We start from the raw sequence: 15198 nt of genomic DNA on the forward strand, positions 1-15198 counted from the left end.
ATGGAACAGATGTACCAGGAAGTGATCCTGGACCACTACAAACACCCGCACCACCGCGGGCTGCGGGATCCGTTCGATGCCGAGGTGCACCACGTCAACCCGACCTGCGGTGACGAGGTGACGCTGCGGGTGCGGCTCTCGGGTGATTCGGACACAGTGATCGACGTGTCCTACGACGGTCAGGGCTGCTCGATCAGCCAGGCTGCCACCTCGGTGCTCACCGATCAGGTGATCGGCCAGACCGTCGGGGATGCCCTCAAGACCGTCGCCGCGTTCACCGAGATGATCTCCTCGCGTGGCAACATCGCCGGTGACGAGGATGTGATCGGCGACGGTATCGCCTTCGCCGGTGTGGCCAAGTATCCGGCGCGGGTGAAGTGCGCGCTGCTGGGGTGGACCGCTTTCAAAGCTGCGCTGGCCGAGGCCAGCCATGAGGACGTTGAGGACAAGCGATGAGTGAACCCAAGACCGGTAACGACGAGTTTCTCGCCGATCTGGAAGAGGCGATGCGTGACGTCGTCGATCCCGAACTGGGGATCAATGTGGTGGACCTCGGGCTGGTCTACGGCCTGAACGTCGAGGATGGTGAGGCCGGCACCGTCGCGCTGATCGATATGACGCTGACATCGGCGGCATGTCCGCTGACCGATGTCATCGAGGATCAGTCCCGTAACGCGCTCGTGGGCCCCGGTCTGGTCGATGAGATCAAGATCAACTGGGTGTGGAATCCGCCGTGGGGGCCGGACAAGATCACCGACGACGGCCGCGAGCAGTTGCGCGCGCTCGGCTTCACCGTCTGACCCGTTGTGCGCGAGGTCGGCGCGAGTCGGCCAGCAAACAGTCGGAACGGTACGCCCGTACCAGTTTTGTCGCCGAAACAGCACGACCATCCCGACGGGTGTCCGCCATCGTCGTTAACTGAACCCCGCGCTGGCGACGAGACGTTCGGTGTCACGGGCCAATTCGGGTCCCGGGTGCCGCAATTTCGCTCCCGCATTCCGCCATATGGCCGTGTCGTGTCGGTTATTGTTCGGCATGCGACGGTCCGCCGCCGCAGGCACGTTCAAACATTTGGTGGCAAAACGAGTTTCAGTGCGGCGACCGGCGTATCTGGTTCGGCGCACTGGTAGCGGTCTGCTGTGTGACGATTTGATTTTGCGCTGGGCATGATCGGCAGATGGTGGTATGCCGCCGCGGTGCCCGCCGATGTCACGCCCTCCCGCCTTTACGTTCGGTGAAGGAGGACAGCGTCTATGCCCACGACTGATATGGCCACGACTGATATGCCCACGGTTGATGAGGCCCGCAAGCGGTGTGAACGTCGGCTATGGCTCGGAGCGGGGATGATGACCGCCGGTCTGGCCGCTGCGATCGCCTCCGGGCAGGGGATGGCCGACGCGACGGCCGACGAAGGGTCGACCACCAGCAGCGCCAGTGCTGCTGGCTCGGCCGGTGACCCGTCCGCGCCGGCTACGTCGGCGCCGAGGACCGACGCCGGACGCGACTCGTCGCAGGCCGAATCCGGCTCGGCCGGTCGGCTCTCGGGCGATGCCGACTCGCATGCTGACTCGGATGCTTACTCGACAGGGCCGACCGGTACTCGCGGGCAGCGCAGTCCGTCCCGGCTGAGCGAGACCATGCGATCCCCGGCGCGGCGCGAGGCGTCCACCCGCGGCGACGAATCCGACTCGATGGCGGAGTTCGGCCGGCCGCGGACCGTCGCGGTCGCCGATATCGCGGTCGGATCCGGGGGCGGGATCGAAACCGATTCGCCGACAGCGGCTCCGGTGAGCGATACGGTGGCCGAACCTGGTGCGGTGATCGTCGAGGAGTGGCCCGACAAACCCTACGACCGACGACGCTCGGAGTCCGACATCCGGCGTGGGCAGACCGGTCGCGACGACGACCATGCCGCCGGCCGTCCCGGCGGCGACGAACAGAGCGACCGGTCCCCGTCGGTCGACGAGGATCGGGGCTCATCGGAACCAGCTGTCGCGCAGAGCGGTTCGTTGAAGGCGACCGCCTCGGCCGAGGCTGCCGAACCCGCCGCGCTCGGCTCTATGGTGCATGAGGTGATGGCACGCCTTGGCCTCGGTCCGGTGATGCAGGTGCTCGATCACATCCGTACCGAGGTCACCGCGCTGATCCAGCGCGCGTGGTCGCAGGTCCGCACGCTCTTCCTCGGACCGTCGGCCAACCCGGTGGTGGTGCCCCCCGACACCGCGCCGGGCAATCCCTCGGCAGGCACCTCCGATCCGGTGTTGTTGTGGGAGACGAATTTCACCTCGTTGGACGAGGCGATGCAGTCGTGGTCGCTGCAGAGCGGCCGGTGGGGTCAGTCGGCCGGTGAGAACCAGTACTACACACCGGATTTCTCCAATGTCACCGTCGACGAGAACGGCTACCTGGTCATCAGCGTGCGCCGCGAGGCCACCCCGGACAATGCGGCAGCCCCACATGATTACACGTCCGCGCGGGTGGTGTCCTACGGAAACCAGTCCGTCATGCCCAACAGCAGGATCGTGGCCCGCATCCAGATGCCGTATGCCGAGGGTCTGCTGCCTGCTTTCTGGATGGTCGGTCTGGAACCCGGCCACGAGTTCGACTGGCCGCGTCAAGGTGAGGTGGACATCGCGGAGTATCCGGGCTTCGGCTCCGCCGACGGCAGGACACAGTGGACCGGCAACATCCACGGACCCGCGGCCGGTGACAACACCGTCGACGTCAAACTGCACGATGTGGGCGCCGATATCGGCACCGACCTGTCCGCGGGGTTCCACGAGTACGGCATCGACTGGTACGAAGACCGCATCGTCTGGCATGTCGACGGTGTGCAGACCGGTCAGGTGACCAAGGCCGAGTACGAGGCGATGGGCGGTGACTGGACGCCGTTCTCCGGCGCCTGGCCGCACTACCTGATCATGAACGTGGCGGTGGGCAATCCGTGGACCGGTGATCCGGATCCGGCGGCGGCATTCCCCGAACAGCAGATGAAGGTGGATTGGGTGCGCGTCTACTCACTCGACGGGGTCGCAACCTGATGGCAGGCGGGACATACTGGGAATTGGCACCGGGAATTGGGATTGCCGCCCCGACGTTAGGAAGAACGTGAGTACAAAGGACATCACCGCAGCCGAATTCAAGTCGGTCATCGATGACAACGAGATCGTCATCGTCGACTTCTGGGCGACCTGGTGCGGTCCTTGTCGCGCCTTCGCCCCGACGTTCGGAGCGTCGGCGGACAAGCACCCCGATATCGTGCACGCCAAGGTGGACACCGAGGCCGAGCCCGAGTTGGCACAGGCCGCCGAGATCCAGGCCATCCCGACCCTGATGGCCTTCAAGAAGGGACACCAGGTGTTCCGTCAGTCCGGCGCGCTCGGTCCCGCTCAGCTCGAGGAGCTGATCACCAAGATCAAGGAGTTCGACGTCGACGCGGCCATCGCGTCGCAGCAGAACTGACGGTCGATCGTCGACTGAGCCATCGGGCGGGCCGTGCCGCGATAACGTGCACGGCGTGACTGAACACAGTGAATTCGTAAAGGTCTCCCAGCCGGCGCCCGGCGTGGCGTTGGTCACGTTGAACCGGCCCGAGCGGATGAACTCGATGGCATTCGACGTCATGGTGCCGCTGCGCGCCGTGCTGGGCGATCTGCACCATGACAACTCCGTCCGGGTGGTCGTGCTGACCGGTGCCGGCCGGGGGTTCTCCTCCGGCGCCGACCACAAGTCCGCCGGCTCCGTGCCCCATGTCGACGGTCTCACCAGGCCCGCGTTCGCGCTGCGGTCCATGGAGGTCCTCGACGAGGTGATCCTGGCGTTGCGCCGGCTGCATCAGCCCGTGATCGCCGCGGTCAACGGTGCGGCCATCGGCGGGGGCCTGTGCCTGGCGCTGGCCTGCGATATCCGAATCGCCGCGGGTGGGGCGTACTTTCGGGCGGCGGGTATCAACAACGGGCTGACGGCCAGCGAGCTGGGCTTGTCCTATCTGCTGCCGCGGGCCATCGGGGCGTCGCGGGCCTTCGAGATCATGCTCACCGGTCGCGATGTCGACGCGGCAGAGGCCGAGCGGATCGGGTTGGTGTCCAGTGTGGTACCCGATGACGAGCTGTTGGCACGCTGCTTCGAGACCGCGCAGCGGATCGCCGCGTTCTCCCGGCCGGGAATCGAGTTGACCAAGCGCACGCTGTGGAGTGGACTGGACGCCGGTAGCTTGGAAGGCCATATGCAGGCCGAGGGGCTGGGGCAGCTGTATGTGCGGCTGCTCACCGCCAACTTTGAAGAAGCGGTCGCGGCGCGCAAAGATAGGCGGTCGGCCGTATTCACCGACGACAGATGACGACAACCCGAGGAGAGCAGCAGCGTGATCACCGCAACGGACCTGGAGGTCCGCGCCGGGGCGCGCACTCTGCTGTCGATCGAGGGTTCCGCGCTGCGCATCCAGCCCGGCGACCGGATCGGCCTGGTGGGGCGCAACGGCGCCGGTAAGACCACCACGATGCGCATCCTGGCCGGTGAGGGTGAGCCCTATGCGGGCAAGATCGAGCGCATCGGCGAGATCGGCTATCTCCCGCAGGACCCCAGGGAGGGTGACCTGGACGTGCTGGCGCGCGACCGGGTGTTGTCCGCGCGCGGCCTGGACACCCTGCTGTCGGATCTGGAGAAGCAACAGGTGCTGATGGCCGAGGTCGCCGACGACGCGGCCAGGGACAAGGCGGTACGCCGGTACGGCCAACTGGAGGAGCGGTTCGCCGCCCTCGGCGGCTACGCGGCCGAGAGCGAAGCCGGCCGTATCTGCGCCAGCCTGGGACTGCCCGACCGCGTGCTCACCCAGCCGCTGCGCACCCTCTCCGGCGGTCAGCGCCGCCGTGTCGAGCTGGCCAGGATCCTCTTCGCCGCGAGTGACACCGGCTCGGGATCGGCCACGACACTGCTGCTCGACGAGCCCACCAACCACCTCGACGCGGACTCGATCGGCTGGCTGCGCACGTTCCTGCAGAACCACACCGGCGGTCTGGTGGTCATCAGTCACGATGTCGAGCTGTTGGCCGATGTGGTCAACCGGGTCTGGTTCCTCGACGCCGTTCGCGGCGAGGCCGATGTCTACAACATGGGTTGGCAGCGTTATCTCGATGCGCGCGCCACCGACGAGCAGCGGCGCCGGCGCGAACGTGCCAATGCCGAGAAGAAGGCGGGCGCGCTGCGGGCGCAGGCGGCGAAGATGGGCGCCAAGGCCACCAAAGCCGTTGCCGCGCAGAACATGCTGCGTCGTGCCGAGCGGATGATGGCCGAGCTCGATGACGAGCGGGTGGCCGACAAGGTGGCGCGCATCAAGTTTCCGGTACCTGCACCGTGCGGTAAAACACCCTTGGTGGTGAAGGGTCTGACCAAGACCTACGGTTCGCTGGAAGTGTTCACCGGCGTCGATCTGGCCATCGACCGGGGCTCCCGCGTGGTGGTGTTGGGGCTCAACGGCGCAGGCAAGACGACGTTGCTGCGATTGCTGGCCGGTACCGAAACTCCTGACGCCGGTGGGCTTGTCCCCGGCCATGGCCTCAAGATCGGCTACTTCGCGCAGGAACACGACACACTCGACAACGCCGCGACCGTCTGGGAGAACATCCGGCACGCCGCACCGGACACCGGAGAGCAGGAACTACGAGGTCTGTTGGGCGCCTTCATGTTCACCGGGCCGCAGCTCGATCAGCCTGCCGGCACCCTGTCCGGCGGTGAGAAGACGCGGCTGGCGTTGGCCGGTCTGGTGGCCTCCACGGCCAATGTGCTGCTGCTCGACGAGCCGACCAACAACCTCGATCCGGCTTCCCGCGAACAGGTTCTCGACGCGTTGCGCAGCTATCAGGGCGCAGTGGTGCTGGTGACGCACGATCCCGGCGCGGCCGAAGCCCTGGACCCGCAGCGGGTGGTACTGCTGCCGGATGGCACCGAGGACTTCTGGTCGACCGAGTACCGGGACCTCATCGAGCTGGCATAGGGCCTTCTGCAAGGCTTTTCGTCGATTTACCCCCGCATGCGTTTTACCGGTTCCTAGTCTGGGTACTCGCGCACACGGATCGGGAGTGGGGAGAAATCGATGACTGAATCCGACAAGTCCCGTGAGCAGGTGCTGTCCGACTTGCGCAGCGCCTACGAGCGCGGCGCGAGTATCCGCTCGCTGGTTGCTCAGACCGGCCGGTCCTACGGATCCGTGCACAGCATGCTGCGCGAGTCGGGCACCCGGATGCGCAGCCGGGGCGGACCCAACCATCGCAGGCGCGCCAGCTGACCCCTCGGCGGTGCCTCAGCCGGGCTGGCGCACCGACTCCTCGACGAGGTCGAGCACCGCGCTGAGGTTCTCGGTGTCCTCGCCGGAGGCCAGTCGGGCGACCAGACCATCGAGCACGAGGTCCAGATAGGTCTGCAGCACCGCCCCGGGCACATCATCGCGCAGGCGCCCGGCCTGTTTCTGCTTGCGCAACCGTTCCGTGGTGGCCGCCGACAATTCGGCGGACCGCTCCGCCCAGCCCTGATGGAAGGCCGGGTCGTTGCGCAGCTTGCGCGCGATCTCCAGACGAGTCACCAGCCAGTCGAACTGATCCGGTGCGGCCAACAGGTCGCGCATCACCTGGATCAGGCCCTCGCGCGCGGCCACATCGGCCATCCGCTCGGCATCCTCGCGAGCCAGCTCGAAGAACAGGGTGTCCTTGTCCTTGAAGTGGTGGAAGATGGCGCCGCGCGACAGCCCGATGGTGTGTTCGAGCCGCCGCACGGTCGCCTTCTCGTAGCCGTACTCGGCGAAACAACGCCGAGCGCCGTCGAGGATCTGGCGACGACGTGCCGCCAGATGGTCGTCGGTTACCCGTGGCACGGGTGGTTCCCGCTACTTCTTCCGATCTCCTAGTTCGCCTTGAGCATGTTGCGCAGCACGTATTGCAGGATGCCGCCGTTGCGGTAGTAGTCGGCCTCACCGGGGGTGTCGATACGCACCACGGCGTCGAACTCGACCTTGGAACCGTCCTCTTTCGTGGCGGTGACATGCACGGTCTTCGGCGTCTTGCCCTCGTTCAGCTCGGTGATGCCCGCGATGTCGAAGGTCTCGGTGCCGTCCAGCTTCAGGCTGGCCGCCGATTCTCCGGCCGGGAACTGCAGCGGGATGACGCCCATGCCGATCAGGTTGGACCGGTGGATGCGCTCGAAGGATTCGGTGATGACGGCGCGCACTCCGAGCAGTGAGGTGCCCTTGGCAGCCCAGTCACGCGACGAACCCGAACCGTATTCCTTGCCGCCCAGCACAACCAGCGGGATGCCTGCCTTCTGGTAGTTCACCGATGCGTCATAGATGAACGCCTGCGGCGCGTCCTTCGCACTGGCGGACTGGGTGAAGTCGCGGGTGTAACCGCCCGAGACGTCATCGAGGAGCTGGTTCTTGAGGCGGATGTTGGCGAAGGTGCCGCGGATCATCACCTCGTGGTTGCCACGGCGGCTGCCCAGCGAGTTGTAATCCTTGCGCTCCACGCCATGGGCGTCGAGGTACTGCGCGGCCGGGGTGCCCGGCTTGATCGCACCGGCCGGGCTGATGTGGTCGGTGGTCACCGAATCACCCAGCAGGGCAAGCACTCTCGCACCGGTGATGTCGGCGACCGGCTCCGGATCGGCGGGCATGCCGTCGAAGTACGGCGCCTTGCGCACGTAGGTGGAGTCCTCGGCCCATTCGAAGGTGTTGCCCTCCGGGGTGGGCAGCGAACGCCACCGATCGTCACCCTTGAACACGTCGGCGTAGGACTCGGTGAACATGTCCCGGTTGATCGAGGAGGCGATGGTCTCCTGGATCTCCTGCGACGTCGGCCAGATGTCTTTGAGGAACACGTCGTTGCCGTCGTGATCCTGGCCCAGCGGATCGGTCTCGAAGTCGAAGTCCATGGTGCCCGCGATGCCGTAGGCGATGACCAACGGCGGGGAGGCCAGGTAGTTCATCTTGACGTCGGGGGAGATGCGGCCCTCGAAGTTGCGGTTACCCGACAGCACCGCGGTCACCGACAGGTCGTTGTCGTTGATGGCCGCCGAGATCTCGTCGGGCAGCGGACCGGTGTTGCCGATGCAGGTGGTGCAACCGTAACCGCCCAGGTAGTAGCCGAGCTTCTCCAGGTAGGGCCACAGGCCGGCCTTGTTGTAGTAGTCGGTGACCACCTGGCTGCCGGGCGCCATGTTGGTCTTGACCCACGGCTTGGAGGTCAGACCCTTCTCGACGGCCTTCTTGGCCAGCAGTGCGGCGCCGATCATGACCGACGGGTTGGAGGTGTTGGTGCACGAGGTGATGCCCGCGACCACGACGGCGCCGTGATCGAGCACGAACTCGCCCCGTTCCTCTGAGCGCACGGTGACCGGCTTGGACGGCCGTCCCTCGGCGCCGTTGGACGCGTTCGGGATGACCGCTCCGTCGTCGGCGAACGACAGCGTCGCCGAATCGCTTGCGGGGAAGGACTCTTCGATCGCCTCGTCGAGCTTGGTCTCCGGCGCGGGGTGGTTCTCCTCCACGTAGTTGTGGATGTCCTTGCGGAACGCATTCTTGGCATCGGTGAGTTCGATGCGGTCCTGCGGACGCTTCGGGCCGGAGATCGAGGGCACCACGGTGGACAGGTCGAGCTCCATGTACTCGGAGAAGACCGGCTCTTTGTCCGGGTTGTGCCACATGCCCTGTTCCTTGGCGTACGCCTCGACCAGCGCCAGCTGCTCCTCGCTGCGCCCGGTCAGCCGCAGATAGTTGATGGTCTCCTCGTCGATCGGGAACATCGCTGCGGTGGAACCGAACTCGGGGCTCATATTGCCCAGGGTGGCGCGGTTGGCCAGCGGTACCTCGGCAACGCCCTTGCCGTAGAACTCGACGAACTTGCCGACCACGCCGTGCTTGCGCAGCATGTCGGTGACGGTCAGCACCACGTCGGTCGCGGTGACGCCCGGCTTGATCTCGCCGGTCAGCTTGAACCCGACGACACGCGGGATCAGCATCGAGACGGGCTGGCCCAGCATGGCGGCTTCGGCCTCGATGCCGCCGACGCCCCAACCCAGCACGCCGAGGCCGTTCTCCATCGTGGTGTGGCTGTCGGTGCCCACACAGGTGTCCGGGTAGGCCACCCCGTTACGGGTCATCACCACGCGGGCGAGGTATTCGATGTTGACCTGGTGCACGATGCCGGTGCCCGGGGGGACGACCTTGAAGTCGTCGAAGGCGCCCTGACCCCACCGCAGGAACTGGTAGCGCTCGCCGTTGCGTTCGTACTCCAGCTCGACGTTGCGCTCGAAGGCGCCGGCATTGCCGAAGACGTCGAGGATGACGGAGTGGTCGATGACCATCTCGGCGGGGGAGAGCGGGTTGACCTTGTTCGGGTCGCCGCCGAGGGTCGCGACGGCCTCGCGCATGGTGGCGAGGTCGACGATGCAGGGAACGCCGGTGAAGTCCTGCATCAGCACGCGCGCGGGGGTGAACTGGATCTCGATGCTCGGCTCGGCCGAGGGATCCCAGTTCGCGATGGCCTCGATGTGCTCTTTGGTGATGTTCGCGCCGTCCTCGGTGCGCAGCAGGTTCTCCGCGAGCACCTTGAGGCTGTAGGGCAGTTTCTCGGTTCCGGGTACTGCGTCGAGACGGTAGATCTCGTAACTGTTGTCCCCGACGGTCAGCGTGTCGCGGGCACCAAATGAGTTCAAGGATGAATTGGCCGTGTTGTCGTTGCTCACATCAACTCCCGGTTAGATCCTGCCGGCGACGGGCTGTGTCGGCGGCATGCTGACCCTAACAGTACGCTTGTCCTGCAAGGCGGGGAGGGTCGGGTCCAGTCTTGTCCAGTCCTCGGCTCGATGCGAGCCCGTCGGGCAGATTTTCTCCCCACGCGCCGACCGGTGAGTCGGATGTTCCAGCGCCGGATGCGCGGCGGTACGGTGCGGTGGTGACCGGACCGCATGTTGTGCCACACCTTCCCGCCTACATCCCGCCGGGGATCGACATGAACCTGGTCAAGGATCAGGTGCGCGACGGTGGCGTCAGCGCTCCGGCCGGAGCGGATATCGCCGGTCTGCGCGAGGTCGTCTCGACCGCGAAGGCCGAGGGCATCGACCTCAAGATCGTGGTGATCGACCAGAACCCGCCGATCGACACCCCGCTGCGCGATATCGCCACCGAGGTGGGTCAGGACTTCCCGGGATCGACCGTGCTGGCCATCAGCCCGTTCTATGCGGGCACCTACAGTCAGGAATTCGACAGGGTCACCCTCGAGGCGGGTCAGGACCTTGCGAAAACGGGCGATCCCGTCCAATCTTCGAAGAATTTCGTCACCGAGTTGCAGACCCCGGACTTTCCCTGGGCGCCGTTTACCGCAGTGCTTGTGCTGGCCGTTGCCGCGGCCGCAGTTTTGACCCGTGTACTGCAGGTTCGAGCCAAGCGGGCCGTTGCTGAAACGGCACCTCCTCCGTCGGCCGAGTAAACGCCGCAACCCCTTTCTCGAATTCGAATATCACTATTCGATAACGCTGTTTCCAATTACATTCATGTAATTTGTGACTAAAGTTTCTTTAGGGCGTGATGTGACGTACGGTGCAAACAGTGTTTGGTGTTGCAGCTGTGGTTGATGTGACTGCTGACACTCATCCGCAGTGCCGTGTAGTCCGCGTTGAGCCCTAGGAGACCTGAGTCCCATGAGACGCACCCCAGGCGCCTCCGCGTCCCGCTTCTACGGACGGATCTGCGCAGTCCCGGTCACCGTCGGCCTGTTGTGCGCCGGCGTGCTGCCCGATGGCCCGATCGCCGCACCGATCGCGATCGCCGATCCGGCCAAACCCGAGGGCATCGCCGCCCTCGTGGCGGCCGTCGCCGACGCCAACCAGAAGCTGCAGGATCTCGGTGCCGCCGTGCAGCTACAGCAGGAGAGCGTCAACAAGGCGCTGCTCGACGTGCAGAACGCACGCGACAACGCCGCCGCCGCGGCCGCCGAGGTCGAGGCCAGTCGGCGCGGTGTCGACGATGCCAACACCGCCATCGCCGACGCGCAGCGCCGTGTCGACACCTACGCGGTGGCCGCCTACGTCAACGGTCCGTCGGCCTCCTATCTGACCGCCGCCGATCCCGAAGCCGCATTGCAGACCGCCGCCGCCGGGCAGGCCCTGGCCGTCAACTCCCAGCAGGTGATGGGCGATCTGCAGAAGGCGCGCACCGAGCAGGTCAACCGCGAGTCCGCGGCCAGGCTGGCCAAAGAGAACGCCGACAAGGCCGCCGCCGACGCGCAGTCCAGTCAGGACGCCGCCGTCGCCAGCTTGACCCAGGCGCAGCAGACGTTCGGGTCCCAGCAGGGCGAGCTCGACCGGCTGACCGCCGAACGCGCTGCCGCACAAGCGAAGCTGGACGCCGCGCGGCCGCTGGCGGCTCCCTCGGCGCCGGCCGCGACGACACCGGCCGGACGAGCCCCGGCCGGACGAGCCCCGGGTACGCCCGGTCCGGCCGCCCCTGGCGCCAGCGCGGACTGGGACCGCGCCCCCGGCGGAGCCCCGGCCCCGGCGCAGGCCAGCCAGTGGGATCTGACGCTTCCCGCGATTCCCAGCGCCTTCGTCAGCGGTGATCCCATCGCCATCATCAACGCGATCCTGGGCATCATGCAGACATCGGCCCAGCTGACCGCCGACATGGGTCGCAACTTCCTGCAAAAGCTCGGCATCCTGCCCACCCCTACCGGTTTCACCAACAACGGGGCCATTCCCCGGGTGAACGGCCAGGCGGCGTCGGAGTACGTCATCAAGCGGGGGATGTCGCAGATCGGCGTGCCGTACTCCTGGGGTGGCGGCAATGCCGCAGGCAAGAGCAACGGTATCGACGGAGGCGCGGGCACAGTCGGTTTCGACTGCTCGGGGCTGGTGCTCTATGCCTTCGCCGGCGTCGGTATCAAGCTGCCGCACTACTCCGGCGCGCAGTACGACATGGGCCGCAAGATCCCGACCTCGCAGATGCGCCGCGGCGATGTCCTGTTCTGGGGGCCCGGCGGCAGTCAGCACGTCGCGATCTACCTGGGCAACAACCAGATGCTCGAAGCCCCCTACACCGGTTCGACCGTCAAGATCTCGCCGGTGCGCACCAGCGGGATGACCCCGTACGCCGTTCGTTACATCGAGTACTAGAAGCACTGACTACAAAGCACTGACTACGTAGGGAATTCCTTGAACTCCACACGCTTTCGTACATTGACCCGGGTGCTGGCAGCACTGGCGGTGGCCGCCGCGATGGCCATCGGTGCCGCAGCGCCCGCCACCGCCGACCCCGGCGAGTGGGACCCGACGCTGCCCGCGCGCCCGAGTTCGGGCGCTCCGGGTGATCCGGTGGCGATCGCCAACGCCTCGTTCCAGGTCAGCAAGATCGCGCTGGAGACCACCCAGAGCCTCGGGTCGAAGTTCCTGCAGTCCATCGGCTTGGCACCCGCTCCGGCCGCCTCGACCGGCGGCCTGCTGCCCGGCGCCCGGGTGCGTGGCCCGCAGGCCATCGAGTACGTCATCCGCCGCGGCGGTTCCCAGATCGGCGTTCCGTACTCGTGGGGCGGCGGCACCCTGACCGGTCCCGGCCCCGGTGTCGACTACGACGACGGCAAGATCGGTTACGACTGCTCGGGCTTCACCCGGTACGCCTTCGCCGGTGTCGGTGTGCAGATCCCCAAGTACTCCGGCGATCAGTACACCTCCGGCGGTCGCGCCATCTCCCCGTCGCAGGCCAAGCGCGGCGACTTGATCTTCTGGGGCCCCGGCGGCAGCCAGCACGTGGCCATCTATCTGGGTGGCGGCAAGATGCTGGAGGCCTCCGGTTCGGCGGGCAAGGTGACCGTCAGCCCGCTGCGCACGGCGGGCATGTCCCCGCACCTGGTGCGCGTCATCGAGTCCTGAGCCCACGGCACGCCGGGCGGGCGACGTCGACGGATTCCGGACTGCCTGGAATAGTTGACGGCGGACGCCCGGCCAGCTCGGCGGTCGCCACCGAAGTCCAGCGAGTTTGTTGTAGATCGACCGTGGGAGGAAGCTAGATGACGTCACCGAGTGGGCCGCCGCAGGGCGCCGGAGGCTATCAAGGCCCGGCCCCGACGCAGGGCTACCCGCCCGGCACGCAGAGCGCACCGCCCGCGGGTTCCGGCCTGCAGCAGGAGGTACACACCCTCGAGCGCGCGATCTTCGAGGTCAAGCGCATCATCGTCGGTCAGGACCGCCTGGTCGAGCGCATGCTCGTCGGTCTGCTCGCCAAGGGGCACGTGCTGCTGGAGGGCGTGCCCGGTGTGGCCAAGACCCTCGCCGTGGAGACCTTCGCCAAGGTGGTCGGCGGAACCTTCGCCCGCATCCAGTTCACCCCCGACCTGGTGCCCACCGATATCGTCGGTACCCGCATCTACCGGCAGGGCCAGGAAGAGTTCGATATCGAACTCGGTCCGGTGGTGGTGAACTTCCTGCTTGCCGACGAGATCAACCGCGCGCCCGCCAAGGTGCAGTCCGCGCTGCTCGAGGTCATGGCCGAGCGCAAGATCTCCATCGGCGGAAAGACCTTCCCGCTGCCGACGCCGTTCCTGGTGATGGCCACCCAGAACCCGATCGAGCAGGAGGGTGTGTACCAGCTGCCCGAGGCGCAGCGCGACCGCTTCCTGTTCAAACTGAACGTCGACTATCCCTCGCCCGAGGAAGAACGCGAGATCATCTACCGCATGGGCGTCAAACCGCCTGAGCCCAAGCAGATCCTGAACACCGGGGACCTGCTGCGGCTGCAGGAGGTGGCCGCCAACAACTTCGTGCACCACGCGCTGGTCGATTACGTGGTGCGCATCGTCACCGCGACCCGTGAGCCGGAGAAGTTCGGCATGCCCGACGCCAAGGCCTGGATCGCCTACGGTGCCTCGCCGCGCGCCTCGCTGGGCATCATCTCGGCATCGCGGGCCCTGGCGCTCGTGCGCGGTCGCGACTACGTGATCCCCCAGGATGTCGTCGAGGTGATCCCGGATGTGCTGCGGCATCGTCTGGTGCTCACCTATGACGCCCTGGCCGACGAGGTCTCGGCGGAGACCGTGATCAACCGGATCATGCAGACCGTCGGTCTGCCGCAGGTCAATGCCATTCCGCAGCAGGGTAACTCGGCGCCTCCCGGGGTGCCCGCCGCGGCGGCGGCCGGCGGTCGGTGACCGGGACCGGGCCGGATCGTTCGGCTCCGCCGAAGCCAGGACGGACGGTCGACCTGCCCTCGCTCAAGCGCGGCGAGATCCGCGATCCCGCACTGAGTGCGGCGCTTCGCAAACTCGAGCTCACGGTGCGCCGCAAGCTCGACGGTGTACTGCACGGTGACCACCTCGGTCTGATCCCCGGGCCCGGCTCCGAGCCGGGGGAGTCCCGGATGTATCAGCCGGGCGACGATGTCCGCCGGATGGACTGGTCGGTGACCGCGCGCACCACCCAGCCCCACGTGCGGCAGATGATCGCCGACCGGGAGCTGGAAACCTGGTTGGTCGTGGACGTCTCGTCCAGCCTGGACTTCGGCACCACCGGCTGTGAGAAGCGTGATCTCGCGGTCGCCGCGGCGGCGGCCATCACCTTCCTCAACAGCGGGGGTGGCAACCGGATCGGGGCGGTGATCTCCAACGGTGAGACGATGAAACGGGTGCCCGCGCTGTCGGGTCGACTGCACGAGCAGGAGTTGTTGCGTGCCATAGCGACAACACCGCAGGCGCCGCTCGGTGTGCGCGGTGACCTGGCCGGTGCCATCGACGCGCTGCGCCGGCCGGAGCGCCGCCGGGGGATGGCCGTCATCATCAGTGACTTCCTCGGCCCCATCGATTGGATGCGGCCGCTGCGGGCCATCGCGGGCCGCCATGAGGTGCTGGGCATCGAGATCATCGATCCCCGTGATGTCGAGCTACCCGATGTCGGCGATGTCGTCCTGCAGGACACCGAGTCCGGGGTGACCCGCGAATTCACCATCGACGAGAAGCTGCGCGACGATTTCGCGAGGGCCTCGGCCGCTCACCGCGCCGAGGTCGCCCGCACCCTGCGGCGCTGCGACGCACCGCTGCTCACCTTGCGCACCGACCGGGACTGGATTGCCGACGTGGTGCGCTTCGTCGCGGACCGGCGCCGGGGCGCCATGGCGGGTGGGCGATGAGCGCTTGCGCGAAGAGCAGACAAGCTCCGATGAGCGTGGTTGGG

14 protein-coding genes are annotated in these 15198 nt (G+C 66.8%); 12 read left to right on the forward strand and 2 right to left on the reverse strand.

Annotated elements, in window-relative coordinates:
* The 7 genes from sufU to FBY28_RS24900 all read left to right on the forward strand — a co-directional run bounded on the left by sufU (position 1) and on the right by FBY28_RS24900 (position 6283).
* Positions 1–456 carry a Fe-S cluster assembly sulfur transfer protein SufU gene (sufU, locus tag FBY28_RS24870; RefSeq protein WP_174241900.1) on the forward strand — a complete coding sequence of 152 codons (456 nt, stop codon included), beginning with the start codon at positions 1–3 and terminating at the stop codon, positions 454–456.
* Positions 453–800 (forward strand): metal-sulfur cluster assembly factor, encoded by a 348-nt coding sequence (locus tag FBY28_RS24875; protein WP_141869821.1) that lies wholly within the window; start codon positions 453–455, stop codon positions 798–800. Before sufU ends, FBY28_RS24875 begins: the two co-directional genes overlap by 4 nt.
* A 546-nt stretch (positions 801–1346) precedes the next feature.
* Positions 1347–3041, forward strand: coding sequence for a family 16 glycosylhydrolase (locus tag FBY28_RS26125; RefSeq protein ID WP_216847936.1), 1695 nt, complete (start codon positions 1347–1349; stop codon positions 3039–3041).
* Positions 3042–3108: 67 nt separating this feature from the next.
* On the forward strand, positions 3109–3462 hold the full coding sequence (gene trxA, locus FBY28_RS24885) for a thioredoxin (RefSeq protein ID WP_019513133.1): 354 nt from the start codon (positions 3109–3111) through the stop codon (positions 3460–3462).
* Positions 3463–3517: 55 nt separating this feature from the next.
* Complete coding sequence (locus tag FBY28_RS24890; protein ID WP_141869822.1) at positions 3518–4339, forward strand: enoyl-CoA hydratase; 822 nt, start codon at positions 3518–3520, stop codon at positions 4337–4339.
* A 24-nt stretch (positions 4340–4363) separates the two neighbouring features.
* Positions 4364–5992, forward strand: a complete 1629-nt coding sequence (locus tag FBY28_RS24895) for an ABC-F family ATP-binding cassette domain-containing protein (RefSeq protein ID WP_141869823.1) — start codon at positions 4364–4366, stop codon at positions 5990–5992.
* A 99-nt stretch (positions 5993–6091) separates the two neighbouring features.
* Positions 6092–6283 carry a helix-turn-helix domain-containing protein gene (locus FBY28_RS24900; protein WP_023985727.1) on the forward strand — a complete coding sequence of 64 codons (192 nt, stop codon included), beginning with the start codon at positions 6092–6094 and terminating at the stop codon, positions 6281–6283.
* A 15-nt stretch (positions 6284–6298) separates the two neighbouring features.
* Here FBY28_RS24900 and FBY28_RS24905 read toward each other — a convergent pair whose 3' ends face one another.
* The gene (locus FBY28_RS24905; protein WP_019513137.1) at positions 6299–6865 is read right to left on the reverse strand and encodes a TetR/AcrR family transcriptional regulator; all 567 of its coding nucleotides are present in this window, start codon (positions 6863–6865) and stop codon (positions 6299–6301) included.
* A 29-nt stretch (positions 6866–6894) separates the two neighbouring features.
* The gene (acnA, locus tag FBY28_RS24910; protein WP_141869824.1) at positions 6895–9729 is read right to left on the reverse strand and encodes an aconitate hydratase AcnA; all 2835 of its coding nucleotides are present in this window, start codon (positions 9727–9729) and stop codon (positions 6895–6897) included.
* 209 nt (positions 9730–9938) lie between these two features.
* Here acnA and FBY28_RS24915 point away from each other — a divergent pair, with 209 nt between their 5' ends.
* The 5 genes from FBY28_RS24915 (at position 9939) to FBY28_RS24935 (ending at position 15154) form a co-directional block, all read left to right on the forward strand.
* Entirely contained in the window at positions 9939–10472 is a 534-nt protein-coding gene (locus tag FBY28_RS24915) for an Rv1476 family membrane protein (protein WP_174241744.1), read from the forward strand.
* 211 nt (positions 10473–10683) lie between these two features.
* Entirely contained in the window at positions 10684–12153 is a 1470-nt protein-coding gene (gene ripA / locus FBY28_RS24920; protein WP_141869825.1) for an NlpC/P60 family peptidoglycan endopeptidase RipA, read from the forward strand.
* A gap of 72 nt (positions 12154–12225) precedes the next feature.
* On the forward strand, positions 12226–12906 hold the full coding sequence (ripB, locus tag FBY28_RS24925; protein WP_216847937.1) for an NlpC/P60 family peptidoglycan endopeptidase RipB: 681 nt from the start codon (positions 12226–12228) through the stop codon (positions 12904–12906).
* 137 nt (positions 12907–13043) lie between these two features.
* On the forward strand, positions 13044–14180 hold the full coding sequence (moxR1, locus tag FBY28_RS24930) for a chaperone MoxR1 (RefSeq protein ID WP_019513142.1): 1137 nt from the start codon (positions 13044–13046) through the stop codon (positions 14178–14180).
* The gene (locus FBY28_RS24935) at positions 14177–15154 is read left to right on the forward strand and encodes a DUF58 domain-containing protein (protein ID WP_141869826.1); all 978 of its coding nucleotides are present in this window, start codon (positions 14177–14179) and stop codon (positions 15152–15154) included. The genes moxR1 and FBY28_RS24935 overlap by 4 nt, the downstream gene beginning before the upstream one ends.
* The last annotated feature ends 44 nt before the right edge of the window (positions 15155–15198 follow it).

The organism is Arthrobacter sp. SLBN-53 (assembly GCF_006715585.1).
GTDB classification, from domain to species: Bacteria; Actinomycetota; Actinomycetes; order Mycobacteriales; family Mycobacteriaceae; genus Mycobacterium; species Mycobacterium neoaurum_A.

Excerpts from the sequence above, each read along its gene's own strand:
- sufU (WP_174241900.1), top strand. The coding sequence starts at position 1 with ATGGAACAGATGTACCAGGAAGTGATCCTGGACCACTACAAACACCCG.
- FBY28_RS24875 (WP_141869821.1), top strand. The coding sequence starts at position 453 with ATGAGTGAACCCAAGACCGGTAACGACGAGTTTCTCGCCGATCTGGAA.
- FBY28_RS26125 (WP_216847936.1), top strand. The coding sequence starts at position 1,347 with ATGACCGCCGGTCTGGCCGCTGCGATCGCCTCCGGGCAGGGGATGGCC.
- FBY28_RS24900 (WP_023985727.1), top strand. The coding sequence starts at position 6,092 with ATGACTGAATCCGACAAGTCCCGTGAGCAGGTGCTGTCCGACTTGCGC.
- ripA (WP_141869825.1), top strand. The coding sequence starts at position 10,684 with ATGAGACGCACCCCAGGCGCCTCCGCGTCCCGCTTCTACGGACGGATC.
- moxR1 (WP_019513142.1), top strand. The coding sequence starts at position 13,044 with ATGACGTCACCGAGTGGGCCGCCGCAGGGCGCCGGAGGCTATCAAGGC.